The 25,295-nt window shown below is 31.2% G+C and carries 30 protein-coding genes; 21 read left to right on the forward strand and 9 right to left on the reverse strand.

What is annotated here, in order from left to right; translation table 11 throughout:
* The first annotated feature begins 136 nt into the window (after positions 1 to 136).
* The 3 genes from EM932_RS18850 (at position 137) to EM932_RS18860 (ending at position 3,672) form a co-directional block, all read left to right on the forward strand.
* A complete protein-coding gene (locus EM932_RS18850) occupies positions 137 to 1,084 on the forward strand; it encodes a GMC oxidoreductase (RefSeq protein ID WP_246041149.1) in 948 nt (315 codons plus the stop codon).
* A 761-nt stretch (positions 1,085 to 1,845) separates the two neighbouring features.
* Positions 1,846 to 2,793, forward strand: coding sequence for a DUF5700 domain-containing putative Zn-dependent protease (locus EM932_RS18855; RefSeq protein ID WP_135878763.1), 948 nt, complete (start codon positions 1,846 to 1,848; stop codon positions 2,791 to 2,793).
* A 39-nt stretch (positions 2,794 to 2,832) separates the two neighbouring features.
* The gene (locus EM932_RS18860; protein WP_135878764.1) at positions 2,833 to 3,672 is read left to right on the forward strand and encodes a cyclase family protein; all 840 of its coding nucleotides are present in this window, start codon (positions 2,833 to 2,835) and stop codon (positions 3,670 to 3,672) included.
* Between the two features lie 239 nt (positions 3,673 to 3,911).
* Here the strand turns inward: EM932_RS18860 and EM932_RS18865 are convergent, their stop codons facing one another.
* Both EM932_RS18865 and hemN read right to left on the reverse strand, forming a co-directional pair.
* Positions 3,912 to 4,742: a universal stress protein gene (locus EM932_RS18865; protein WP_135878765.1), complete on the reverse strand. Its 831-nt coding sequence runs from the start codon at positions 4,740 to 4,742 to the stop codon at positions 3,912 to 3,914.
* An 84-nt stretch (positions 4,743 to 4,826) separates the two neighbouring features.
* Complete coding sequence (hemN, locus tag EM932_RS18870) at positions 4,827 to 6,191, reverse strand: oxygen-independent coproporphyrinogen III oxidase (RefSeq protein ID WP_135878766.1); 1,365 nt, start codon at positions 6,189 to 6,191, stop codon at positions 4,827 to 4,829.
* Between the two features lie 122 nt (positions 6,192 to 6,313).
* On the opposite strand from hemN, the gene EM932_RS18875 reads away from it, so the two are divergent.
* Both EM932_RS18875 and EM932_RS18880 read left to right on the forward strand, forming a co-directional pair.
* Positions 6,314 to 6,937, forward strand: coding sequence for a YceI family protein (locus EM932_RS18875; RefSeq protein WP_135878767.1), 624 nt, complete (start codon positions 6,314 to 6,316; stop codon positions 6,935 to 6,937).
* A 112-nt stretch (positions 6,938 to 7,049) separates the two neighbouring features.
* Positions 7,050 to 7,649 carry a YdeI/OmpD-associated family protein gene (locus EM932_RS18880; protein ID WP_135878768.1) on the forward strand — a complete coding sequence of 200 codons (600 nt, stop codon included), beginning with the start codon at positions 7,050 to 7,052 and terminating at the stop codon, positions 7,647 to 7,649.
* Between the two features lie 107 nt (positions 7,650 to 7,756).
* Here the strand turns inward: EM932_RS18880 and EM932_RS18885 are convergent, their stop codons facing one another.
* The 4 genes from EM932_RS18885 to EM932_RS18900 form a co-directional block, all read right to left on the reverse strand.
* Positions 7,757 to 8,440 (reverse strand): HAD family hydrolase, encoded by a 684-nt coding sequence (locus EM932_RS18885; protein ID WP_135878769.1) that lies wholly within the window; start codon positions 8,438 to 8,440, stop codon positions 7,757 to 7,759.
* 441 nt (positions 8,441 to 8,881) lie between these two features.
* Positions 8,882 to 9,079, reverse strand: coding sequence for a hypothetical protein (locus tag EM932_RS18890; RefSeq protein WP_135878770.1), 198 nt, complete (start codon positions 9,077 to 9,079; stop codon positions 8,882 to 8,884).
* 130 nt (positions 9,080 to 9,209) lie between these two features.
* A complete protein-coding gene (locus tag EM932_RS18895) occupies positions 9,210 to 10,010 on the reverse strand; it encodes a TIGR00266 family protein (RefSeq protein WP_135878771.1) in 801 nt (266 codons plus the stop codon).
* 174 nt (positions 10,011 to 10,184) lie between these two features.
* Entirely contained in the window at positions 10,185 to 10,640 is a 456-nt protein-coding gene (locus EM932_RS18900; protein WP_135878772.1) for a DUF4442 domain-containing protein, read from the reverse strand.
* Positions 10,641 to 10,785: 145 nt separating this feature from the next.
* Here EM932_RS18900 and EM932_RS18905 point away from each other — a divergent pair, with 145 nt between their 5' ends.
* The 15 genes from EM932_RS18905 (at position 10,786) to EM932_RS18975 (ending at position 22,849) form a co-directional block, all read left to right on the forward strand.
* Complete coding sequence (locus EM932_RS18905; RefSeq protein WP_135878773.1) at positions 10,786 to 11,232, forward strand: DUF4870 domain-containing protein; 447 nt, start codon at positions 10,786 to 10,788, stop codon at positions 11,230 to 11,232.
* 93 nt (positions 11,233 to 11,325) lie between these two features.
* Entirely contained in the window at positions 11,326 to 11,667 is a 342-nt protein-coding gene (locus EM932_RS18910) for a PadR family transcriptional regulator (RefSeq protein ID WP_135878774.1), read from the forward strand.
* On the forward strand, positions 11,664 to 13,529 hold the full coding sequence (locus EM932_RS18915) for a PspC domain-containing protein (protein ID WP_135878775.1): 1,866 nt from the start codon (positions 11,664 to 11,666) through the stop codon (positions 13,527 to 13,529). Before EM932_RS18910 ends, EM932_RS18915 begins: the two co-directional genes overlap by 4 nt.
* Before the next feature lie 70 nt (positions 13,530 to 13,599).
* On the forward strand, positions 13,600 to 14,328 hold the full coding sequence (locus EM932_RS18920) for a head GIN domain-containing protein (RefSeq protein ID WP_135878776.1): 729 nt from the start codon (positions 13,600 to 13,602) through the stop codon (positions 14,326 to 14,328).
* 904 nt (positions 14,329 to 15,232) lie between these two features.
* Positions 15,233 to 15,562, forward strand: coding sequence for an ArsR/SmtB family transcription factor (locus EM932_RS18925; protein ID WP_135878777.1), 330 nt, complete (start codon positions 15,233 to 15,235; stop codon positions 15,560 to 15,562).
* The gene (locus tag EM932_RS18930; RefSeq protein ID WP_135878778.1) at positions 15,555 to 16,010 is read left to right on the forward strand and encodes an SRPBCC domain-containing protein; all 456 of its coding nucleotides are present in this window, start codon (positions 15,555 to 15,557) and stop codon (positions 16,008 to 16,010) included. The genes EM932_RS18925 and EM932_RS18930 overlap by 8 nt, the downstream gene beginning before the upstream one ends.
* 2 nt (positions 16,011 to 16,012) lie before the next feature.
* Positions 16,013 to 16,384, forward strand: coding sequence for a DoxX family protein (locus EM932_RS18935; protein WP_170179850.1), 372 nt, complete (start codon positions 16,013 to 16,015; stop codon positions 16,382 to 16,384).
* A gap of 300 nt (positions 16,385 to 16,684) precedes the next feature.
* Complete coding sequence (locus EM932_RS18940) at positions 16,685 to 17,263, forward strand: Crp/Fnr family transcriptional regulator (protein WP_135878780.1); 579 nt, start codon at positions 16,685 to 16,687, stop codon at positions 17,261 to 17,263.
* A gap of 74 nt (positions 17,264 to 17,337) precedes the next feature.
* The gene (locus EM932_RS18945) at positions 17,338 to 18,045 is read left to right on the forward strand and encodes a hypothetical protein (protein WP_135878781.1); all 708 of its coding nucleotides are present in this window, start codon (positions 17,338 to 17,340) and stop codon (positions 18,043 to 18,045) included.
* 125 nt (positions 18,046 to 18,170) lie between these two features.
* Positions 18,171 to 18,548 carry a VOC family protein gene (locus tag EM932_RS18950; RefSeq protein WP_135878782.1) on the forward strand — a complete coding sequence of 126 codons (378 nt, stop codon included), beginning with the start codon at positions 18,171 to 18,173 and terminating at the stop codon, positions 18,546 to 18,548.
* Positions 18,549 to 18,635: 87 nt separating this feature from the next.
* Positions 18,636 to 19,334, forward strand: coding sequence for a helix-turn-helix transcriptional regulator (locus EM932_RS18955; RefSeq protein ID WP_135878783.1), 699 nt, complete (start codon positions 18,636 to 18,638; stop codon positions 19,332 to 19,334).
* Positions 19,335 to 19,395: 61 nt separating this feature from the next.
* On the forward strand, positions 19,396 to 20,031 hold the full coding sequence (locus EM932_RS18960) for an MOSC domain-containing protein (RefSeq protein WP_135878784.1): 636 nt from the start codon (positions 19,396 to 19,398) through the stop codon (positions 20,029 to 20,031).
* Between the two features lie 42 nt (positions 20,032 to 20,073).
* Positions 20,074 to 21,315, forward strand: a complete 1,242-nt coding sequence (locus EM932_RS18965) for a DEAD/DEAH box helicase (RefSeq protein ID WP_135878785.1) — start codon at positions 20,074 to 20,076, stop codon at positions 21,313 to 21,315.
* Between the two features lie 94 nt (positions 21,316 to 21,409).
* Positions 21,410 to 22,330 (forward strand): sterol desaturase family protein, encoded by a 921-nt coding sequence (locus EM932_RS18970; protein ID WP_135878786.1) that lies wholly within the window; start codon positions 21,410 to 21,412, stop codon positions 22,328 to 22,330.
* Positions 22,331 to 22,345: 15 nt separating this feature from the next.
* Positions 22,346 to 22,849, forward strand: coding sequence for a cupin domain-containing protein (locus EM932_RS18975; RefSeq protein WP_135878787.1), 504 nt, complete (start codon positions 22,346 to 22,348; stop codon positions 22,847 to 22,849).
* Here the strand turns inward: EM932_RS18975 and EM932_RS18980 are convergent.
* Positions 22,846 to 23,259, reverse strand: a complete 414-nt coding sequence (locus tag EM932_RS18980) for a hypothetical protein (protein WP_135878788.1) — start codon at positions 23,257 to 23,259, stop codon at positions 22,846 to 22,848. The genes EM932_RS18975 and EM932_RS18980 overlap by 4 nt on opposite strands.
* Positions 23,240 to 23,827, reverse strand: coding sequence for an RNA polymerase sigma factor (locus EM932_RS18985; RefSeq protein ID WP_135878789.1), 588 nt, complete (start codon positions 23,825 to 23,827; stop codon positions 23,240 to 23,242). Before EM932_RS18985 ends, EM932_RS18980 begins: the two co-directional genes overlap by 20 nt.
* Positions 23,828 to 23,969: 142 nt before the next feature.
* Here EM932_RS18985 and EM932_RS18990 point away from each other — a divergent pair, with 142 nt between their 5' ends.
* The gene (locus EM932_RS18990) at positions 23,970 to 24,323 is read left to right on the forward strand and encodes a DUF6249 domain-containing protein (protein WP_135878790.1); all 354 of its coding nucleotides are present in this window, start codon (positions 23,970 to 23,972) and stop codon (positions 24,321 to 24,323) included.
* A gap of 53 nt (positions 24,324 to 24,376) precedes the next feature.
* Here EM932_RS18990 and EM932_RS18995 read toward each other — a convergent pair whose 3' ends face one another.
* Positions 24,377 to 25,042: a M15 family metallopeptidase gene (locus EM932_RS18995; RefSeq protein WP_135878791.1), complete on the reverse strand. Its 666-nt coding sequence runs from the start codon at positions 25,040 to 25,042 to the stop codon at positions 24,377 to 24,379.
* Positions 25,043 to 25,295 lie beyond the last annotated feature (253 nt).

The following is a 25,295-nucleotide window of genomic DNA, read 5'->3' on the forward strand; positions in this document are numbered from 1 at the left end:
ACTAATAAGCGAGATACACTGTGTCCATTTGATCGTTGTTCCGACATACTACAAAGGTAGAAATTTTTAGAAGCTAAAGCGACATGCACTAAAGTGCATAGTTTTAACTATTTTTGAGACCAATAAACAGGCAAATTTGAGTTCAAAAAATTTAGGCAGCCCTCTAAAAATTGCTGGTGACTGTATCGTAAATAAAATCTATCAACAGGATGGAGTAGCAACAGCACTAGATACCTCTCGGGGTGTTGTAAACATTGGTGACGCTAAATTAATTTTAGCTATGGGCACTTTACCTCCAACAACATTGATTATGAACTCATTCCCTCAGGTAAAAAAGGCTGGCGATCGTTTTACAGCACATTTTATTACATCTGTTGTTGCTCGTGTTCCTCGAAAAGATTATGACTTCGCAAATCAATTAAACGAACTGGAATTAGGTGCCATATATATGGCAGGAGCAAATAAAGAAAGTGGTATGCAATACCATGTCCAGCTTTCTATTTTATCAGATAAAAACCCGATGAAAAATGCCGAAAAAGCAGCACGTTATATGCCCGATGTTGTAGCCACAGCATCCATGGCACAACTTCAAAGCTCGAAAGATCATTTAGTATTTGTCTGCGCCGTTTTGGGAGAAATTGATTTTAGGAATCCTGAAAATTACTTTAAACTGAATGACCAAATGAACCCTACCACGAATGTGGATTTACAGGCAATTGCAAGCCAAACCGATTTACAAACATGGGACACGATGGATGAAGGGACTTTTCAAATGTTAGAAAAAGCATTATCTCCTAAAGGACCTCAAAATGTTGAATATTGGCATGGTGAACCCGATAAAGGCACTTGGAAAAAAGACCATCCGCCAATTGCTCAAAGAAGAGTTGGAGGCTTAGTACATGAAGGCTCCACGCTTTGGATAGGGAAAGATGATGAAGGTGTCGTCGGTTTAGATTACAAACCAAACGGTGTTGAAAATGTATATGTTACTGGAGGTGCTCTGTGGCCTGCAAGTGGTTCTTGGAATCCAACTATGACTATGGTAGCATTAACTCAGGATCTAGCCGATAATTTCCTAAAATAAACTTTCCGTTTATATAGCCTAAAAAATTGTTATTAAATACTCTCAAAACAAAAGAGGCTGTCTGAAAAGTGTCATTCAGAGCAACGCGAAGAATCTTATTTTACTCATAATCAGAGTCATATATTTTAAAGAGATTCTTCACAGCTTCGCTGATACCTTCGAAACAAAATATATTTTGTTTCTCGGTAATATTCAGAATGACACTTTTTAGACAGCCTCTTTTATAAAGGAAAAAATACAAACTGAAAATAAAAAACGTTTTTTCAATACCAAATAAAAATAATTACATAGGCTTATTTTGAAAATACTATAACCTACTCTCTGGCATATTTCTTAATTTTTAATTACTTTTAGGAAAGTAAAACCTAAGTTATATAAAACTGTAGTGCTAAGCAAAAAAACAATTAACTAAAGGTCAACTATTAAATATAATTTTAAATAACGTGAGTTTCTATGTAAATTTCAAAAAGTGAATAGTCCTTATGTTTTTGATGAACAGTATTTTGTCATGTCGACTGAGCAAAACATGAGCAACGAGACATCTCAGAAGAATGAGATTCCCTGCCTTCCGGCGGGTAGGCTCATCAATAGCTATGCTATATACGTTCAAATAAAATACTTTTTACTTTCCGTAGCATTCGGAATGGCATAGCTCCTTTATTAAACTGATTATCAGATTATATTACATAAAACCTGTGTTAAATAGAGAAAAGCCATTATTAAAAAATTAAATATTTTCAGTTAACTGAAAACATTAACCAATGAGAGTAGTTTTATTTTATTTAATGATAACATGCGTAATATTTGGATGCGATAAAAAAGAAAAAATAAAAGTTTCAAATATTAAAAATGAAGATGGTCGAATAATTAAGGTGAAAATTGGAATTGATTCCAATAAAATTTCAAGTGAATGGAAAGCTGCCTTATTAAAAAGAAAAAGTACCTCTGAACTTGATTCCATATCCAAAATCATCAAACATATTACCAAAGAAGAACAAGACTGGTTAAAACTCATTGAATCTAAAACAAAAAGATGGAATGCATTTAGAGATTCACTAAAAGTCCCCTTTCAAAATATAAAACTTCAGGATACTATTTTTATACTTCTAGGTTATCACGGTGGAGATGATGCTTTTACCTTTCAAAATAAAACCATTTGCCTAGATGTAAATGCCTTATATAACTCCTATGGGTCTGCTAAAGATACAGTAAATGATAATCGCATTGATCGCTTCTTTGCACACGAATTCACTCATTTACTTCATAAACAATGGGCAAAAAAAAACAAATTAGAAATCAACACCTTTAAAGATCGTATTTTTTGGGAATGTATAACCGAAGGATTTGGAATGTATCGTTCAATGTCTCCTAAATGGTTCCCTATTAAGGATTCTTTGTCAGAAACATCAAAAAACACTTTTAAGGTTCTATACCCGATATTTACTGAAAGAATCATTGAAGTATCCACAAAATCAAACTTTACAAGCGAAGAAGAAAACCGTTTGCATACAAATCTATCCAGAGGCTCTATGAAGAAAAAATGGGGCGCATTACCTGTTGCTGTTTGGCTTGCATTAGAAGCAAAAGGGAATGATGAAAACCTTATAAAATGGGTCAATAAAGGACCAGATGCCCTAATTCCATTAGCAGAAAAATACTTAATAAATGAAAGTAAAACAGCATTTGATAAATTTTTGAATAACAATTAAACCTTAAATAATTAATTCGTCACTAATAACTATAGAAAAATGAAAACATCCACTTTTTACTTATTATTACTTTTAACCTTAGCCGCCTGTAATAGCAAACCCAATTCTACGGAGAAATCTGATGCTACATCACAACAACCTGAGCCCGTCCAAAAAAAGATCATAGATCTATCGCATTCCTATTCTGATAAAACCATTTATTGGGTTACTTCACAGGAATTTAAATTAGATACTGTTTCTAAAGGACAAACAGACAAAGGTTACTTTTATTCAGCCAATAATTTTTGTACTGCAGAACACGGTGGCACACATATAGATGCGCCAATTCATTTTGTAAAAGACGGACAAACAGTAGAAGAAATCCCTCTTGAAAACTTAATTGGGAATGCCGTTAAGATTGATATATATTCAAAAGCCATCAACAACCCAGACTATTTGGTAAGTATAGAAGATCTTAAGGCATGGGAAATAAGTCAGGGAACAAAAATTCCTGATGGAAGTATTGTTTTATTACAAACTGGTTTTTCAAAATATTATCCAGATAAAATTAAATACTTAGGAACAGACAAACGGGGTAAAGACGCTATAAAGCTATTACACTTCCCTGGGCTTTCGCCAGAAGCTGCTGAATGGTTAGTTAAGAATCGTAATGTTAAATCTATAGGTATTGATACTCCTAGTATTGATTATGGTCAATCGGAATACTTCAAAAGCCATATTATACTTCTTAAAGAAAGTATTCCTGTTTTTGAAAACCTCACTAACCTAGACAAATTACCTTTAAGCGGGTTTGAAATAATTGCCTTGCCTATGAAAATTGAAGGAGGCACTGGTGCTCCTTTAAGAATAATAGCTATGGTAGCTGACGACAAAAAATAAGAATCAAATACAAAGACATTATTTAATAGCTCTCCTGATTTTATATACAAGAAAACAAACAATAAAATCTTAAAATATAATTACACATCATATATAAAAAGTAGCAAGATCAATGCAAATCGTTACAAATCATCTATTATTTCTGTATAAAATTCTTCCAATAAAACAACAGACGGCCTAAAGTACTTACTTTAGACCGTCTATTCTCAAAAAATGTAATGTAAGAACTACTAATTAACTTAAATTTTAAATGTGATAACCGGTAATGTTGAATGATTGGCAACATCTTCCCCCACACTGCCCTGAAAAAAATGTGATAAGCCTTTTCTCCCATGTGTCGGAATGGCAATCAGGTCTGCTCCTATTTTAATTGAAGAACTTAAAATACCGTCCTCAACCGTATAATCTGAAGTATAATAAACATCGTCCATTCTATTTAAATTCCCTTCTGCTTTAGTAAAGAAATTAACAGCAAGTTTTTCAATTTCTAAAGAGTTTCTAAATTTATCATTTGGTAAATTCACATAAACCAAATACATCTTAGAGCCTATTTCTTCAAATATTTTAACTGCATTCAAATAAGCTTCTATAGAATCTTCCGAAAAATCACATGCATAAGCGACGATTTCAAAATTTACTTGAGGTACATGGTCTTTTACCACTAATACCGGAATATCTGCATTTCTAACCACACGCTCTGTATTAGAGCCTATAAAAAACTCCTTAACACCACTAGCTCCATGAGACCCCATTACAATAAGATCGGCATCATATTTTTTCGCAATTTCATTAACTTCGCTAAACACTTTAAAGTGCTTAACAATTGGTGTTACTTTAATGTCTTTTAGGTAATCTTTTTTAAGAAAATCTTCAAACCTTTGTTCTGCCAATTTTAAAAAATAAATTACTTTTTGAGGTTCTTCTCCTCCTGCTGTAAGCATGACTTCAGACATTTCTAACATATGTAACGCCAATAATTCAGCATTGTTCTCTTTAGCTAATTTTGCTGCAGTATTTAAAGCATATTCTGAATGTTCAGAAAAATCTATTGGAACGATAATCTTCTTCATAATTTTCTTGATTTAGGCTCCCATTTAACTGGGAAAGTTAATATTAATATACATCTTGTTGCCAAGTACCAAGGTATCTTTAGGTTAAACTGTCATTGAAAACAATTGAGTATTTGGTTGTTTTCTTTGCAGTAATAAATCGAAAGCCATACAAATGTTTCTAACAAATGGCTGTCCTTTTTTAGTTACCTCAATGGTATTTGGACTTACATTGAGTAATCCGTCTGTTTCCATTTCTTTTAATCGGACAATAACTTCTGGCAATTTACTAAAATAAAGGTTATCTTGAGTCCACGCCGTTTTAAAACGACACATTAAATTAAGAATATGCTTCCTTATAATTAAATCTTCTTCACTAAGAATATGTCCTCTATATACTGGTAAAATATTATCTTTTAATAAATCATAATAAGTTTCTATACCTTTAACATTTTGAGCAAACCCATACCAACTATCACTAATTGACGATACGCCTAACCCAATCATAGCCTGAGTTTTTGAAGCTGTATACCCCATGAAATTCCTATGTAAATCACCATTTGTCATAGACTTGTAAAGTGAATCTGTAGTTAAGGCAAAATGGTCCATACCAATTTCGCTATAACCAACTTCGGAAAGCAATTGCTTACCTAATTCGTATTGCTGTCTTTTTAATTCAGCAGCAGGTAAATCGGAATCGTTAAATCCTCGTTGCCCATTGCCTTTAATCCATGGCACATGCGCATAACTATAAAATGCCAACCTATCTGGTAATAATGTTTTGGTTTTTAAAATGGTTTCTTTTACATGTTCTAATGTTTGAAACGGTAACCCAAAAATAATATCATGTCCAATTGAGGTATAACCAATATCTCTGGCCATATCCGTAGCTCGTTTTACATTTTCAAAAGGTTGAATTCTGTGTATCGCTTTCTGTACCGTTTCATTATAATCCTGCACACCATAACTTACACGCCTAAATCCAACATCATAAAGGGCTTGTAAATGTTCTCGAGTGGTATTATTTGGATGTCCTTCAAAACTAAATTCATAATTATTTGCAAGTATAGACCGTCTTATAATCCCATTAATTAATTGCTGTAAATTTTCAGGGCTAAAAAAGGTTGGTGTACCTCCTCCCAAATGCAATTCTTTAATTATTGGTTTTTCATCGAATAACTCTAAATATAAATCCCATTCTTTTAGAACAGCTTTTATATAAGGAGATTCCACACTGTGTTGTTTTGTAATGCGCTTATTACAGCCACAAAACGTACACAAACTCTCGCAATATGGTAAATGAATATAAAGACTTATGCCCTCCTCTGAATTACTTTCTTTAAAGGATTCTATTAAAGATGTCTTCCATTTTTTTAAAGAAAACGTCTCATTATTCCAGTAAGGAACAGTTGGATAACTCGTATAGCGAGGCCCAGCAATATTATACTTATTTACTAATGAATTTAACATACCTAACTTTTATATTTCAAAAGTATAGTATGTAGGGGTTTAAAAATATGATATATGTCATAGTGAATATTTGCAATTCGATTTTTATTAGCTTAATTTCACGTCACAAAAAAATCAAAAAAATGAAAAGAATAATCGCTTTATTAGTCCTTATTTCTATAGGGACAACGTCTTGCAAACAAGAAAAAAAAGAAACTAAGACGGATACTCCCACCCAAGTAGAAGCAACAGAAAAATTTGTAATTAAACCTGAAGCAACATCTGTAAAATGGACAGCTTACAAAACCACTGAAAAAAAAGGTGTTGGTGGCGAGTTTTCTGTTTTAAAGTTTGAAAATAAAGCAGGTGCTACGCCTCAAGAAGCTTTAAATAATTTAAGCTTTTCAATTCCAGTTAGTAGCCTATTTACAAAAGATGAAAGCCGTGATGCAAAATTAAAAGAGTTTTTCTTTGGAGCTATGTTAGATACTGAGTTTTTAAAAGGGACTATTAAATATGTTAATGATGCATGTGTTGCCTCCATAACAATGAATGGTGTCACTAATGATTTACCATTAGAGGTTCATATAACAGATGCCAGACGGGTAAATATGACTGGTACTATGAATCTTAAAGATTGGAATGCTTTAGATGCTTTAGAATCAATTAACAAGGCTTGTTTTGATTTACATAAGGGACCAGATGGGGTTAGTAAAACTTGGGAAGATGTAGCTATAGAGATAAATACCTTTCTTCGTGAAAACTAGTAAAAATATTATTCCTTACTATAACTAAGCTACTTTAACGAGTAGCTTTTTTTTATTAACTTAGTTACTAGACGTAGTTTATGTACAATCAACAAGTTTTTAAAATAGCAAAATGAAAAAAATCTATTCCGTTGAAGAATATATTGAAGAACATCCTCATTTTAGTGAAGCATTGACCCTATTACGAGATATCATTAACACTACGGAGTGTATTGAAACCATAAAATGGAATGCGCCTGTATATACTTTAAATAATAAGAATGTTTTAGGTTTAAGTGCTTTTAAAAATCATTTTGGTATTTGGTTTTTTAATGGTGTATTTCTAAAAGATGAGCATAATTTGCTTGTAAATGCACAAGAAAATAAAACGAAGGCGTTAAGACAAATGCGTTTTAAATCTATTTCGGAAATTGACAAACATATTATCTTGGCTTATGTTTACGAGGCTATTGAAAATCAAAAATTAGGTAAAGAAATAAAACCAGATCGCAGTAAAAAAACAATAGTTGTTTCTAAAGAATTAAAAGATTTATTTACAAAAAATAAGGATTTAAAAAATAGCTTTGACACTTTATCTCCCTATAAACAAAGAGAATATTGTGACTATATTGATAGTGCAAAACGGAAAACTACTAAACAAACCCGTTTAGAAAAAATAACTCCTATGATTTTACAAAACGTAGGCTTAAACGATAAGTATAAAAACTGTTAGGTATTTTAAAGTAAAATGAGCAAAATTCATACTCAAACATAAACGTCCGCCGCGGCGATCAAAACTGGATTCCAACAACAAAATTCATTAAAAAAGTGGAGGCTGTTCTAATCAACCTGTATACTTTCTTGAATTAAATTCATTACTTTATCTGGATCTACGTAATTCTTGATGACTTTTTTAACCCCAGCATTACGTAATTTGTTATTTTCATTAAAATCTACCCCAATAAAATCAATTCCGAGTTCTTTAGTTGCTTTTAAATCCCAAAGCCCATCGCCAAAATATAGAATGGATTCGTATTGTACATTCTTATTTTTATCCATTGCTTCTTTTATTACAAGTTCAATAATTTTAGCTCGGTTATAATGATGACTGGACGATTTAAAAATAAAATTATTTAAGTTAAATCCTACCGAACTACATTTTAACCTGGCCGTTTCTTGCCATCCCCCCGTAGCAAAACCTATTTCGAAATCGAGACTATCTGCAAGCAATTCTATAAAAGATAAGGCTTTATCGATTTCTGTAAATTCATTAGTTTTTTCCTTTAACAGGTTTTTATAATGCCTTTTTATAATTTCTACTTCTTGTTTTTCTGGCATCCTTTTAAACCACCTTTCAAAGATTTCTTCGGTAATACCTTGATCTGTAACATTTTTAAAATCGTTCCAGTTTACATTCGCTAAGTCTATTTGAAACAAATCTTTAAACGTTTGTACAAAACACCAATCGTCTGCATTTACAGAATCTAAAATAGTTCCATCAATATCGAATATTATCAACTTCATATAATTTTACTAAGGTTAGAAATAAGAGTCTTAAAAAACACAAACTCAGGATTGAAAAATACGTAATTAAAACGAAATAACTGTAAGAAATTAATCTCAAATAATTACAAACCATTGTCACTTTTTATTAAATGTTTAAATCATTGTCAAGCTGAGGGCAGAGCCCTTCGATTGAGTTCGAGGAGGCATGTCGCCGAATATCAGGTACCATTTGCGATAATCGTGGTTATTTCTGTCAAGTTATCAACAACAGCGAAAGGTTCTGTAAGCAATCAAAAAGGTAACACCTTCAGTTTTATTATGGAATTGAATGAATGATATCGTATTGTATATGTCTATTTATCTTCAAAAAAAGGAGTCCGATATATTATATCGAGCTCCTTTTATTTAAATTGTTGTTTAACCATACTACTTTATAAGAGTCCGTATAGTTTTGTTTTTTTATGCTTTTAAATAGATTAAACATTGATCTAATTCTGGGTTTTGCTGTACAAGAGAAAGAATATATATTTTAAGCTCTTCTATCTCATAAGGCAGTAAACGCTGTAGTGCCTTTTGTACTTCTTTGCAAAACAAGGTTGTATCAAAACTGACTTTATTTAGCACAGTTTTAGTATACTCTAGCATTGCTCTTGCCATAATATGTGTTATAAGGTTTAGGTTTGTAAAAAAGTAGATTTTTTTAATAGGTTATATCATTTTTGTTAATGAACTTTAAATTTAATGAAAAATTACATAAGTTGTTTCCGTTTAAAGTAAATTTAACATTTTAAAAACTATTATCACCATCTAGTAAATCACCTATACCACCTAAAATACTACCTTCGCCTTTGTTTTTACCTCCACCCCTTGGAGCAGATGCTAAAACACGCCCAGCCAACCTACTAAATGGTAATGATTGGATATAAACAGTGCCTGGTCCCTGTAGTTTTGCAAAAAATAGTCCTTCACCTCCAAAAATGGTATTTTTAATACCTCCAACAAATTCTATATCGTAATCTACACCTTGTGTAAAACCAACAATACAGCCCGTATCAACTTTTAATGTTTCTCCTATTTGCAATTCTTTTTTAGCCATGGTACCTCCAGCATGAATAAATGCCATACCATCACCCTCCAGTTTTTGCATAATAAAACCTTCGCCGCCAAACAAACCTCTCCCTAGTTTTTTCGAAAATTCTATACCCACACTTACGCCCTTAGCAGCACATAAAAAGGCATCTTTTTGACAAATAAATTTTCCTCCAAATCCTGTTAAATCTATTGGTAAAATTTTTCCTGGATATGGTGAAGCAAAAGACACATTTCGTTTACCTACCAAGTTATTATAAAAAGCGGTCATAAATAAGCTCTCCCCCGTAAGAATACGTTTTCCTGCCCCTAATATTTTGCCTAAAAACCCTGAATCTTTTTGAGAACCATCACCAAAGATAGTTTCCATTTTTATACCATCATCCATCATCATAAAACTGCCTGCCTCGGCTATGACTCCTTCTTCTGGGTCAAGTTCAATTTCTACATATTGCATCTCTTCCCCATATATTCTGTAATCAATTTCGTGTGCTGTCATTTTTATTTTTTTAATTAATTCGGTTATAAGTTGATTTGTTTAAAGATTTGTTACATTATTTTTAAAATTTCAATCAAAGATTAGTAGTTATTTCACAGAGTTTCTCAAAGCTTTCACAGAGTCTCACGGAGAAAAACTAAATACAACTGCTCACTGATCACTGAACACTAAAAACTATTCCTTTACCTTTATACTCCACTCAAAATTAAAAGTAGAAACTTCAACACCTTCTTCATTTACACCAATAGATTTCACCCAAATAGTTTGACCTTCCCCTGTTTCTATTGCTTTTTTAAGAGTATCGTCTATAAGGTTACCATCGTTACAAGTAAATGTTATTCTTCCTTTTGCTTTTTTTGTAAAAGTGGCTTTATTAGAAGTCACCAACATTGAAATGCGTTTACCTGATTCTTTAATTTTAGAAATGACTAAAGCCCCAGTCGAAAATTCTGCTGCCATACCTTGTACCGCCCAAAACATTGACTTGAATGGATTCTGATTTATCCATTTGTACCTTACTGTTACAATACACTTTGTATTGTCTATATATTTTGTTCTAACCCCACAGAAATAAGCAGCAGGCAATTTAAAAATTATGAAAGTGTTTAGTTTTCTGGGCGTTATACTCATTATAAAAGGTTTATTTTTTACTAAGTTATAAAATAATTAGTGATTTATAAATGTTAATATTTCGTTAAATTTTAGTACTATGCGTAACATAATACCTTCTTTTAGACATATATTTGTATAAGAAACTATTATACGTTTTAAAATCATGCTAGATAATCACCAAAAAAACATCGCTACATGTATTCACCTATCAACCTTTTGCAGGTTTATTATTCCTTTTGGAAATTTTATTGGCCCTATTATTCTTTGGGTTACAAATAAAGAAAAATCAGAATTTGTAGATGCGCACGGTAAACAAGCTATTAATTTTCAAATTAGCATTTTATTATATGCACTTATTTTAGGAACCTTAACGATTCCATTTTTTATTTTTAAAATATTTAATGGTATTGACTTTATAGATTTTCATGGGTTTCATGATTTCCATATCAATATTGGTAAGCCCTCTCCTTTACTTTATATTGGTGGAGGTTTAGGTGTTTTAGCAATTTTGGGCTTTATACTGGAGCTTGTTTTCATTATTAATGCAAGCTTAAAGGCTAGAGATGGCGAACTTTATAAGTATCCATTAACCATTAACTTTTTAAAATAAAACGTGCTGAATTTGTTTCAGTATTTCATCAATACAATCAATCATAATCAATCAAAAAATGAACAGTTTCATAATATTAAAACGCTTTAGAATATGAAGATAGAAAACACAAAAGCACAAATGCGTAAAGGAGTGTTAGAATTTTGCATACTTTCTGTCTTAAAAGACGACGATGCCTATGTGGCAGAGATTTTAGGCACTCTCAAAGACGCTAAGTTGCTTGTAGTAGAAGGGACAATTTATCCTTTACTAACTCGACTTAAAAATGCAGGACTTTTAAACTACAGATGGGAAGAATCGACCTCTGGACCGCCAAGGAAGTATTATGGATTAACAGAAACCGGAAAGCTGTTTCTTAAAGAATTAAACACTACTTGGAGTGAATTACAAAACGCAGTAAACATAGTAACAAGCCAAAAAACAACAAAAAAATGAATAAAACTGTCAACATAAATTTAGCAGGTATATTTTTTCATATCGATGAAGATGCATACTTAAAATTACAACGCTATCTTGAGGCTATAAAACGTTCATTTACAGATTCTCAAGGTCGCTCAGAGATCATATCAGATATTGAGGCACGTATTGCAGAGCTTTTTAATGAGCGTGTACAAAATAATAAAGAAGTTATACGTATTAAGGAAGTCGATGAAGTTATTTCTATCATGGGACAACCAGAAGATTATTTGGTTGATGATGAAATTTTTGAAGATGAACCTCAATCGTCTCATAAACATAAAACATCTCGACCTAAAAAGTTATTCAGAGATACAGACAACTCCTATATTAGTGGGGTTTCTTCCGGATTAGCACATTACTTTGGCATTGATGTTATCTGGATTCGTTTGGCTTGGATTATCCTGATCCTTGGAGCTGGTACTGGTATTTTTCTATATATTTTATTGTGGGTATTAGTGCCCGAAGCAAAAACTACCGCAGAGAAAATAATGATGACAGGAGAACCTGTTAACATTAGCAACATTGAAAAAAAAATTAAAGACGGCTTTGAAAACGTAACAGATGTCGCTAAAAATGTCACCGATTCGGTTGGGGCTGCTGCTAAAAATGTTTCAGATTCTGTTTCAAATGCAGCCAAAAATGTAGATTTCACAAAACAAGGAAACAAGATCAAATCAAGTTCTAAAACATTTTTCGATACACTTGGAGAAGTGATTATGTTTTTCTTTAAAGTATTTGCTAAATTTATTGGGATTATACTAATATTTACGGGAGCAATAACAATCATATCGCTCATAATTGCTTTATTTTCATTAAGCGTTGTAAATTTTATTCACATTCCTGACCTTGATCTTGTAGATGTCGTCAATGCTGGAAATACACCTGTATGGTTAGTATCTTTATTCATCTTTTTCACAGTTGGAATTCCTTTCTTTTTCCTATTCTATTTAGGATTAAAAATACTTGTAAACAACCTAAAATCAATTGGTAATATTGCTAAATTCACTTTGCTAGGATTGTGGTTAATATCCACCATTGGTCTAGTTGTTATAGGTATAAGACAAGCAAGCGAACACACCATTGATGAAAGTGTTATTGTAAAACAGGAATTAAATATAACTGCAAATGATACACTAAAAGTTAAGATGGTAGATAGTGATTTATATATGATAAACAGACATTATAGAAACAGTTCGTTTAAAGTATTAAATAACGAAAATGGAGAAAAAACTATTTATAGGTCAGACATTCGAGTTATAGTTAAATCTACTACCGATTCTTTAGCAAAAATAAGTATTGACAAAAGTGCTGATGCTAGTCATTACGAAAAAGCCATTGAACGTGCTAAAAACATAAATTATAACTATGCCTTTAATAGAAATGAGTTATCATTGGATTCTTATTTAACGACACCAGTTGAAAATAAATTTAGTGATCAGGAGGTCGTTATTTTTATCTATTTACCAGTAGGAAGTGTTGTTTATTTTGATAGTACCACAAAGTCATTTTTAAATCATTGGAATCATAGTGGAAATATTGTAACTCCAGGAGATGCCGGTCATTATCTACAAATCACGGATGACGGTATTACATGCTTAGATTGTCCTGTAGAAGAGTCTAACCCAATAGATATTGATATTCATGATGATGAATCTAGTCTTAAATTAGATAACAATGGTTTAGAGATAAAAGATGAAGATGTTAGTATAAAAGTAAACGGGAAAGGCATTTCTGGAGAAGACGATACTATTGAAGTTAAAATAGATACAGATGGCATCAATATAAAATCAAAAGATGATAACAACTCATCAGTAAAAATAAACAATTCAGACAGTTAAATTGCTAATCAACAATGTTTATTTGGATATTTGAATAACAAAAGAATCATCAATCAAAAAACGAATAATTATGACAACATTAATTAAATTTATTTTAGCAACCATTTTAAGTTTAATGCTTTTTTCATGCAACTTCGATATGAATTTCAATACTGGAGTTAGTGGAAATGGAAAGGTTATAACTGAAGAAATAATAATCAACAAACCGTTTTCAACGATTAAAGCCACTGAAGGTTTAGATGTCTATTTAACACAAAGCGATGACGAAAGTATCTTCGTTGAAGCTGATGAAAATCTACAAGATCTTATTATAGTAGAAGTAGTTAATAACACTTTAAAAATACACACTAGAGAAAGTATTGGTAGAGCTACCTCAAAAAAGGTTAAAGTAAGCTTTAAAGACATTTCAAGTATTATATCTACTAGCGGAAGTGATGTATATGCCACAAATGTTATAACAACAGAAAATTTAGAACTTAAATCAACAAGTGGTAGCGATATGAAACTTGAAGTAAATACATCTGTATTAAATTGTAAATCTACAAGCGGTAGTGATTTACGATTATCTGGAAAGACAGTAAAACTTGTTGCAGAAGCTACTAGCGGTAGTGATATTAAAGCTGGAGATTTAATTGCAGAATCCAGTCATGTAAAAGCAACCAGTGGCGCAGATATTACTGTAAATACATCTAAAGAACTTACTGCAAAAGCGACTAGTGGTGGTGATATTAAATATTATGGAAATCCTGAAAAAGTTGATAAAAGCAATAGCTCTTCAGGTAGCGTAAGAAAAAAATAAACAAACTTATAATCAACCAAATAGCTTTTCTTATTTTTCACACTTGATAACTTTATTGTGTTGAATGATTGATAATCCTTTGGAGTAATTAATCATTCAACACTTTATAATTTGCATCACATCTTAATTGAAATAAATTAACCTACCTATAGTATCTTGCAAAATTTAGCCTTGTTTATTTACATAAATTGTTACTCATATTTTTTTCTACTTATCCCTAATTAACGTGAACTCGATATAAATTTCAATAGACATTACTGACAAACTGTGTTTTGTCATGTCGACTAAGCGAAGCATGAGCCTTTCACTTTAGTTTATGCTGAGCGCAGTCAGAAGTACTCAAGATAAACTTTCGAGACATCTCATAAGGATGAGATTCCTCCTCAATAGCTACGCTATATACGTTCAAGTAAAATATATTTTACTCTCCGTAGCATTCGGAATGACATAGGTTCTCTACTAAAATATTTAAAGAACTAATTATAAGATTATAACATATCGAAACTCACGTTAATTAGCGTTGTTTTTTGGTTGTAAAAACACTTCAAACAATAACTAATAACACGACCTGTTAAAAAAGCACTCAGAAAAAAACAACCTCATTAAAAAGGTGTTGTTTTAGCCTTAACTACCATCCTTTATCAATGAACTTGTTTAAACTTTTTGTTTTTAACCGAAAATGAGATGAAATTTATTCAGATGAGGCACTTTTTGCAAGGCATAGCAGAGCTACGCATAAGAAAAGTAACAAAATACGGGTAAATTTCGGCCATTTTTTAGGAAATAGAAAAAGTTTAAACGAGTTCAATATCTACACTAAAAAAAAAATCAGCATTTCTTATCAAAAAAATTTGCGTAACCGAATGATTACATATATATTTGTAACTAATCAGTTACGTATTTTATGAGAAGAGATATTTTTCAGGCTATTGCCGATCCTGTTAGAAGAGATATAATTGAATTGCTTGCTGCTGAAACTTTAACTGTGAATGAAGTAGCAAAAAAATTTGAAATCAGTAGACCTGCAATTTCAAAACATTTAAAAATATTAAACGAATGTGGCGTCATACATTTTAGCCAAAATGGTAGAGAGCGTTTATGCTTAATTCAACCAAAAAAGCTTATTCCAGCTTTCTTGTGGATAAAACAATACAATAAACTTTGGGAAGATAGAATAGATTCCTTTGAAAATTATATTAATCAGATTCAAACAAAAAATAATAAAAATGAGTGATTTAAAAAACAGAACTTTAACAATTGAAAAAACATTTAATGCTCCTGTACAATTAGTTTGGGATGCCTGGACACAATCGGAACACATTCTAAAATGGTGGGCACCAAAAGGTATGGACATTAAAGTTATAGAACATGATTTTAAAGTTGGTGGAAAATGGAAATATGCCATGCCAATGCCAGATGGAAATAAGTTTATTTCTGAAGGTATTTACAAGGAAATTGTCACGCTAAAAAAAATTGTCACTTCAGCAGATTTTAAACCTATGACAGAAAATGTAGAATTACAAACATACTTTGAAGCCGACGGTGAAAACACAAAATTTGTGTTCAAAGTCATTCATGCTACCGAAGCATATTGCAAACAACAAGAAGAAATGGGCTTTTATAATGGATGGGGCTCTGCTTTCGAAAGATTAGAAACAACCTTAAAAACTCTAACAAGTTAATAATGAGTACTAAAACCAAGAATATTATTTATTTTGTAACTACAGGTTTGCTTACCTTACTGGTGTTGGCTACAATTGGGAACAGTATCTTTAATCCTGAATTCAGCAAAAGATTTGTAGAAATAGGCTTTCCTAGCTATCTGATTGCTCCATTAATGATTACTAAAAGTCTTGGATTAATTACCATTTGGCTAAACACATTTCTCTTACTAAAAGAATGGGGTTATTCGGGTTTCTTTTTTCTTTTTTTACTAGCATTTTTAGCTGAGATTAATGCGCCTGTTCCAGATTATTTTTCTCCAGTTATGGCTTTAGTTTTACTTTCTATATCATACTTTTTTTGGCAGAAAAAGGCAGTAATAAAAACAAAATAGTGGTTCTGCTCATAATACAAAAGTGAACATTATAATTGATCCCTTTTTAGTTTTTCAACTTATAAGCTAATACCTATAGGCTTATCTCTAATCAGTTAATAGGTTGAATTCCTAAAACCCGTCAACATCCAACATATATAAAAACCACTTTGTAAAACAAGGTGGTTTTGTTTTAGCGGAAACTGTAATTCGCGAAAAAAACTGTAATTTCGCTTAACACAATATTAATTAACTGAGATAAATTTATTTCGGTCTTAAAACAGATTCGTAAACTTTAAAATTTGGCTATAATTTCAACAGATGCTGGAAAAAAGAGATTTGCTAATAAATTTTATTCTTGATACTGTCCCTGTAACAAGAGACCAAGCCAAAGAAATTGCTAATTCATTTCATCCAATTCAAATAAAAAAAGGAGATTTTCTGCTTAGGGAAAACAATATAAACAATGACTATTTTTATTTAGAAAAAGGGTTAATGCGTACTTTTTTATTCAATTTAAAAGGCAACGAAATAACAACCGATTTTTTTACTGAAAACAATATAGTTTTTGAAGTTACTTCTTTTTTTAATCGTGTAAATTCAGAGGCCAACATTCAAGCTATTACAGATTGTTTTGGATATAGAATCTCTTATGATGAACTCAATTCGCTCTTTCATAACAAGCCTGCTTTTCGGGATTTTGGACGTGCAATTTTAGTCAAAGAGTTTATTTCTTCAAAAAAACGTAATTATGGAATGATCAATAGAACAGCCGAAGAACGCTACCAAAATTTATTGACTTCAAAATCACAAATCTTGCAACATGCTCCCTTAAAGTATATAGCTTCTTATTTAGGAATTACAGATAGTACCTTAAGTAGATTACGGAGAAAAATATAGATATTATATTTCTTGCCTTTTGTCAAGTAATTTTTATGAATTATAATAGAAATTTATATCATAAAAAATATCAAATGGCAGAAACATCTACTTCTTTAATAATAGGCTTTATACTAACAACATTTATTGCATTATGGTTTTTATTTAAAGCCTCAAGAAATAAAAAAATCATCTTAGGTATTATTATTTGGATGCTTATTGTTAGTGTACTAGGACTCTCAAAGTTTTATGGAAACACAGATGCTTTCCCTCCTAGATTTTTTTTCTTACTAGGACCAGGGCTACTATTTGTCCTCATTATTTTTCTAAATAGACATGTTAGAAAAGTTATTAGTTCGTTTAATTTAAAGTGGTTAACGCTACTTCATATTATAAGGATTCCTGTAGAATATTTTCTGTATTTTATATATTTAGAAGGATTGATCCCCGAACTTATGACTTTTAATGGATACAATTTTGATATCCTTTCCGGTATTACTGCTCCTATTATTTATTATTTGGTTTTTGTAAAAAAATGGGTTGGAAACAAAGGTCTTTTATTTTGGAATATTATTTGTTTAGGTTTACTTATAAATATTCTAACAATAGCTTTCCTTAGTGCGCAAACCCCTTTACAAAAATTAGCATTCTATCAGCCAAATATTGGGGTGACTTATTTCCCTTTTGTGTGGCTTCCAGCTGTAATAGTACCCATTGTTCTACTTTCTCATTTAAGCAGTATTAGGCAGCTACTTATCTTATTAAAAAGAAAACAAACCAACGATAATCAAAATAGCTGTTAATTGAAATTTGAGTAAACTTATTTAGTTTTTTCTTAATTTTTTCAATAAAAAAACACCCCTGACACAATATGACACAAGCTCAAATATATTTGCATTAAGTTTAATATTTAAAATCAATTTAAAAAATGAAAAATGCAGTTAACTGGTTTGAAATTCCAGTAAAAGATTACGAAAGAGCTAAACAATTTTATGCTACAGTTATTGGTACAGAAATTATAGACCATCCTATGCCAGACGATAATATTAAATATGGCGTTTTTTCATACGACATGGAAAATAAAGGTGTTGGAGGTGCTATTATTGAAGGAGAAGGTCAAACGCCATCCACAGAAGGTGCTACCATCTACTTAAATGGTGGAGACGATTTAGGTTTACCGCTTTCCAGAGTAGAATCTAATGGAGGTAAAATAATCATGCCAAAAACTAATATTGAAGAAAATGGATTTATAGCACAGTTTATAGATACCGAAGGCAATAGAATTGCATTGCATTCAATGATGTAATCGCAAGTAGATTTCGAAAGTAGTCTAAAATTTATTCAATCAAAAAAGAGGTAGTGGATTGCATAGCGGTTCACTATCTTTGTTATTATGTCTCAATTACCAAGACTCATAGCCATATTAACCCTGTTAAAATCCAAACGTCTTTTAACAGCCAGCGAACTTGCTAAAAAATTTGAAGTTAGCATAAGAACCATATATAGAGACATAAGGAAACTTGAAGAAGCTGGTGTACCTGTTACAACTATTGAAGGTAGAGGGTATTCTTTAATGGAAGGCTATTCAGTTGCCCCCGTTCAATTTACCGAAAAACAAGCAAATGCTCTAATTACTGCTCAGCACTTAATAAATCAAACAAAGGATACTTCTTTTATTGAAGATTTTAATGAAGCTTTAATCAAAATTAAATCGGTTTTTAGGACTTCCATTCAGAAAAAAAGTGAATTATTACAAAGTAAAATTCATATTTTCAATCCTACTTACGAAAATATTTCAAGTAATGCGCTTTCCGAAGTACAACTGGCTATTACTAATTTCAATTTTATAGAAATTAATTACTGCAAGGTAAATGAAACTAATGTTTCCTTTAGAAAAATAGAACCTTACGCCATGTATTCTTCGCAACACAAATGGATATTAATTGCCTGGTGCCACTTACGACAAGATTATCGCGCTTTCAGAATTGATAGAATTCAACATTTTAAAATTCTACAAGAGAAATTTGAAGACAGGAAATTTAATTTACAAGCTTATTTTCAATCTTGCTCCTATAACAAAAGTAAAACATAAATTATGTTTTACTACTTTGTTAGTTTTGTATTATTTTTGATCAAAAAATATTGCTATACAAATGAAAATCCTTTCTACTAATATTGCTAAACCTACTTCCTTAATCTGGAACGGGAAAGAAGTTATTACTGGCATCTATAAAAAACCAACAAACCTACCTATTTACTTAGGAAAAGAAGGTGTTACAAATGATGAAGTATCAGACAAGAAAGTGCATGGCGGTGAATTTAAAGCTTGTTATATATTTTCTCACGGGCATTATACTTACTGGAAAAATTTATATCCGAATTTAGCTTGGAATCATGGTATGTTCGGTGAAAATCTTACAGTTTCTGGTTTAAACGAAAAAGACCTTTACATTGGTGATATATACGAAATTGGAGAGGCCTTAGTTCAAGTTACACAACCTCGAGAGCCTTGTTATAAACTCGGTATTAAGTTTGGAACTCAAAATGTATTAAAAGATTTTATAGAACATGGGTTTCCTGGAACCTATGTACGCATTCTAAAAGAGGGATTTGTAAAAAGAGGGGATACTTTTAAGTTAATTGAACAAGCGAAAAATAGTTTAACCACATGGCAATTTTTTGATTTATTATTTTCACAAAATAAAGATGAGGCATTAATTAAATTAGCTATAGCAAATAAGGCCTTACCTTTAAGGAAACGAGATAAAATAAAGAAGTTCCTAAAATAGCAGAGTTAATTTTGGCGTATCTTTGTGGCATAAAATTCAAATATGTCATTTAAAGACTTACAATTAAACAGGCCTATTTTAAGGGCTATTGCAGAAACAGGTTATGATGAACCAACACTCGTTCAAGAAAAAACAATTCCTTTAGTTTTAAACAAAAAGGATGTTATTGTTTCTGCTCAAACTGGCACCGGAAAAACAGCTTCTTTTGCTTTACCTATTTTACAATTGTTATTTGACAAACAAGATGCATCAAAAAAAGGAAAAAAAATTCGTGCCCTAATTGTAAGTCCAACCCGCGAATTAGCTATACAAATTGGAGAAAACTTTAAAAACTATAGCACTTACACAAACTTGAGAACCACAGTCGTTTATGGAGGTACTTCTATCGAGCCTCAAATAGATATTCTAAAAAAAGGTGTGGATATTTTAATTGCAACTCCTGGTCGTTTGCTTGATTTACACAAACAAGACATTGTGAACCTAGACTATGTAGAAACTTTAGTACTGGATGAAGCCGATTTAATGTTGGATATGGGCTTTATTGATGATGTAAAAAAAATTGAGCGTCTTTGTACCAAAGAAAAACAAACCTTATTATTCTCCGCAACCATTCCTTATAAAGTAGAACAGCTAGCCAATACCATTTTAAAAATACCAGAACGTGTTGAAGTAGCCCCAAACTCATCAACATCAAAAAACATAAACCAGGTACTTTATTATGTGCCAAAGCGTAATAAAATTGAGCTGTGTTTGCATTTATTGAGAAATACTATAAAAGGTAGTATTCTTATTTTTAGACGGACTAAGTTTGGTGTTGAAAAATTAGAACAAACATTATTGAAAAATGGTTATAAAGTTGATAGTATTCATGGTGATAAAAGCCAGAATTTAAGGCAAGAGGCTTTAAAAAACTTTAAATCTAATAATGTTAATATTTTAATTGCCACCGATGTTGCTGCCCGTGGTATTGATATTAATAATTTGGATGCTGTTATAAATTTTGATTTGCCTAATGTACCAGAGACTTATGTACATAGAATAGGAAGAACAGCCAGAGCTGGCAATACAGGCGCCTCCTATTCATTTTGTTCTGCAGATGAAAAAAATTATGTAAAAACAATCCAGCAACTTATCCAAATACAAATAGACGTTATTGAAGACCACCCATACCCTTTAGATCCAAAGGCAAAACCTATCATTCATAAATCTAAAAAAGCAGGTAGTAAGTATAAAAAGGGGCGTAAAAGCGAAGCTTCAAAAAAGAAAAAGAAACGTTGGTACTAATTCATTAAGAATTCCGTTATATAAACAATACCTTCGCCAAAATAAAGTTACACAAACTTTATAATTTTATGAACATCTCTCTCAATTTAAGTAGATGAATTTTACAAATCCATTAGTTTACGGTATTCCATGTTTTTTAGGTCTTATTTTAGTAGAACTTACATATAGTAAAACACACAACCATAAAGACCTATATAAATGGAAAGATTTGATGTCGAGTCTAACTATGGGAATTGGATCGGTAGTTTTAGCACCATTAATAAAAACCATTTCTGCTATTATAATTTTCAACTATTTATACGAATTGTTTAATCCAATAGTTGATGGTGTACGTACAAATATTATGGGATGGCAATCTTTTGGTTACACTTGGCCTGTTTGGTTAATTTGTCAATTTTTGGATGATTTCACATATTACTGGTTTCACAGACAAAATCATATGGTACGTTTTTTATGGGCAGCCCATATTGTACATCATTCCTCTGAAAATTTCAACCTTGGAACTGCCGTTCGTAATGGCTGGTTTACTATTTTGTACAAACCTCTATTTTATATGTGGTTACCAGTTATTGGTTTCCCCCCAGAAATGGTCATAGTTTGCTTAGGAATTGAAGCGCTTTGGCAATTTCAATTACATTCTACATATATCCCAAAAATGGGAATTATTGAAAAAATATTTAACACTCATACTATGCATCAAGTACATCATGCCAAAAACTTAGAGTATATGGACAAAAATCATGGTGGATTTTTAAATTTATTTGATAAACTATTTGGTACATGGAAAGAACTAGATGACGATATAGATATAGCTTATGGCGTTACAAAGCCCCCAAACTCTTACAATCCTTTGATTATATTGACCCATGAATACAAAGATATTTGGAATGATATGAAAAAATCCTCCAATATATATCATAAGTTTATGTATGCCTTTGGTCCTCCAGGGTGGAGTCATGACGGAAGTTCTTTAACCATTAAACAGATGAGAGAGCAAGCAAAAAAAGGACATTAAACCTCTTTAGCAAATATGAATACTATTCAAAAAATCGTAGATCAGTTAGAATTACAACCACATCCTGAAGGTGGTTATTTTAAAGAAACTTATAGAAGTAACGGGTTTATTAATGAAGACAATCTTGGTAAAGGTTTTTCTGGACAACGAAACTATGCGACATCCATTTATTTTCTTTTAACATCTGAATCATTCTCTGCATTCCATAGAATTAAGCAAGATGAAATTTGGCATTTTTATAAAGGGTCACCTATAAAACTTCATATAATTTCTAATGATGGTATATACTCTAACGCCGTTATAGGGAACGATATAGAAAATGGACAGAACCCTCAGTTTGTAGTAAAAGCTAAAGATTGGTTTGCTGCTGAAGTTATTGACAAAAACCCATATTCTCTAGTAGGGTGTACGGTTTCCCCTGGTTTTGATTTTAAAGATTTTGAACTTCCAGAAAGAGACACACTTATTTCAAAATTTCCCGAACATAAAAATATAGTTACTGCTTTTACAAGGGTTTAATTTTGTAATCTTTGATTAAAATGGCTTTTTAACAATGGTATTTGTATACAAAACATGAGTCCAAAAAGTACAACAGCATAAGTAAGTGTTTTTGGAATTGAAAATCCTGAAAATAAATTTGTTATTTTGTTATCGGATAATACACTTAAATCTAAAGAACCAAACCAACTCACTGGTTCTTCCTGCATACCCAAAAGCATATATATAATTAGAGCAAAAAACACTATTGATATAACAATCCATCCAGTTTTAGAAATCAAAGGTTTATAAACTGTAACAGTATTATTGCTCAATTCAGTAACCTGAGACATTACTGAAGCAGTGAAATTAAAAGACGGACTCTCTAAAGGCGTTTCTTTAATTACTTTTTTTGCTAAGTTATCTATATATTTATCTGCGTTCTCTTTCATAATGTTCAATTATTTCTGGTTCCAATCGATCTTTTAAAATAGTTGCCAACTTTTTTCTGCTTCTAAATAATTTAACCTTCACATTATTAGGTTTTAATCCAATAGTTTTTGATATTTCTTCTAAAGATTCTTCTTCAAAATAATATAAAGTTAGCAAAAAAGCATCATCTTCGGGTAATAAAGCGATACAATCTCTAATAGATTGTTCTCGTTCTTTATCTTCTAAATTATCTAATGCATTATCAATTGTCTTTACTTGATGCTCTGTAAATTCGTCAATAGCGACATCATTAAAATGTTTTTTATTTTTTTTTAATCTATCCAAACTCGTATTATAAGCTATTTTATAAATCCAAGTCGAAAATTTAGCATCTCCTTTAAACTTATTTAACGATTTATATACTTTTATAAAAGTGTCTTGTGCGACTTCTTCAGCTTCTTCCCTATTCTTTAGCATACGCAACGTTAAAGTAAATACTAAATCTTTATAACGTTCCACCAATACTTCAAAAGCATTCGTGTCGCCATCAATAATTAGATTGATATAATGTTGGTCGCTGGTGGTCATTTTTAAATAAGACGACTATACATTCGTCAAGGTTACACGAATAACAACAAAATATTTTTTTAATAAAAGTGTAACCAAAATAAAGAACGGGTCGTCATAAGCTATGAACAGTTTAAAATTAATCAATTAAAAACAAACAATTATGGGATCAGAATTAATTATAATACCAATAATATTTGGAGCCATCTTCGGCGTATTTTATTTATATTTTTCAACACGTAATAAGGAACGTTTGGCGCTTATAGAAAAAGGAGCCGATGCCTCTATTTTTGTTAAAGGCAAAAGTAAAAGTTATACAGCGCCTATTTGGAAAGTATTTATACTAAACTTATCGTTGTTATTAATGGGTATAGGTTTAGGAACCTTAATTGCAGCCATTTTAGAAAGTTATTCAGCTATAGATGAAGAACCTCTATATGTGAGCTGTATATTTTTGATGGCTGGTGTTGGTTTATTTGTAGGTTTTAATATGACTAAAAACCTTGATAAAGAATAGCATAACTAATACATCAAAAAAATTAAAACCTGTTTTTAAAAAAGACAGGTTTTTTATTTAACAGGAAAATCAAAATACGTATTAGGAAAAGGTTCTCCCCGTAATGTAAAGTGCCACCATTCTTTTGGATAATTTCTAAAACCATGTTTTAGCATAACAGTCTGCAGTAATTGCCTGTTAGCTTTTTGCTTATCGGTAATTTTACTATAATTCACCCAGGACTCTTGACCAAAAAAGTCATAAGGACTTCCCATATCTAATACCTCTCCAGTATTTCCATCAACTATAGTTAAATCTACGGTACTGCCCCTACTATGACCAGACCTAGAAGCTATATATTGTTCTCTAAATAAATGCTTCTTTTTTACTTTTGGATAAAATATATGCTTATTAATAGTATCATTTAGATCTTTGGCCCAAAGAATAAAATGATTTACAGATCGTTGCGGCCTATAACCATCATAAACTTTTAAACATAAATTCTGCTCTTGTAACGCTTCATGAACTAACTTTAGTTTTTTTGCTGTTTCTATTGTTAATATGAGTCTATTTGATTCATATCCTTCAATGGACGTTCCTACAAAATTATTTGCTGTATAATATCTTAGTTCTACTTCTAAATCAGGAATAATATCACGGACATAAGTAAACCCTCTTTCTAATTGCCCAAAAGAAAAAACGTAATAAAACGTGAATAGAAGTGTAAAAAGATTTCTCATAATTTAAGCTATAAGCTAATGTAGATAAAATATCAATGCATTAAAAATTGGATATAAAAAAACCGAGTTCCCTCAAACTCGGTTTTCTTTCAATTTGCTTTTTATATTATGAATTTAGATTTAGGGTCTCTATATCGTACTTCATAATGCAAATATTAATTAATTAATCCATTGAACTAAAAAGTGTGTTATTTAGTACACTTCAAAAGTAAAACTATAATTGATTTAAAACGATAAAAAACATATAAAATCG

The sequence above is a fragment of the Flavivirga rizhaonensis genome (genome assembly GCF_004791695.1).
GTDB lineage: Bacteria > Bacteroidota > Bacteroidia > Flavobacteriales > Flavobacteriaceae > Flavivirga > Flavivirga rizhaonensis.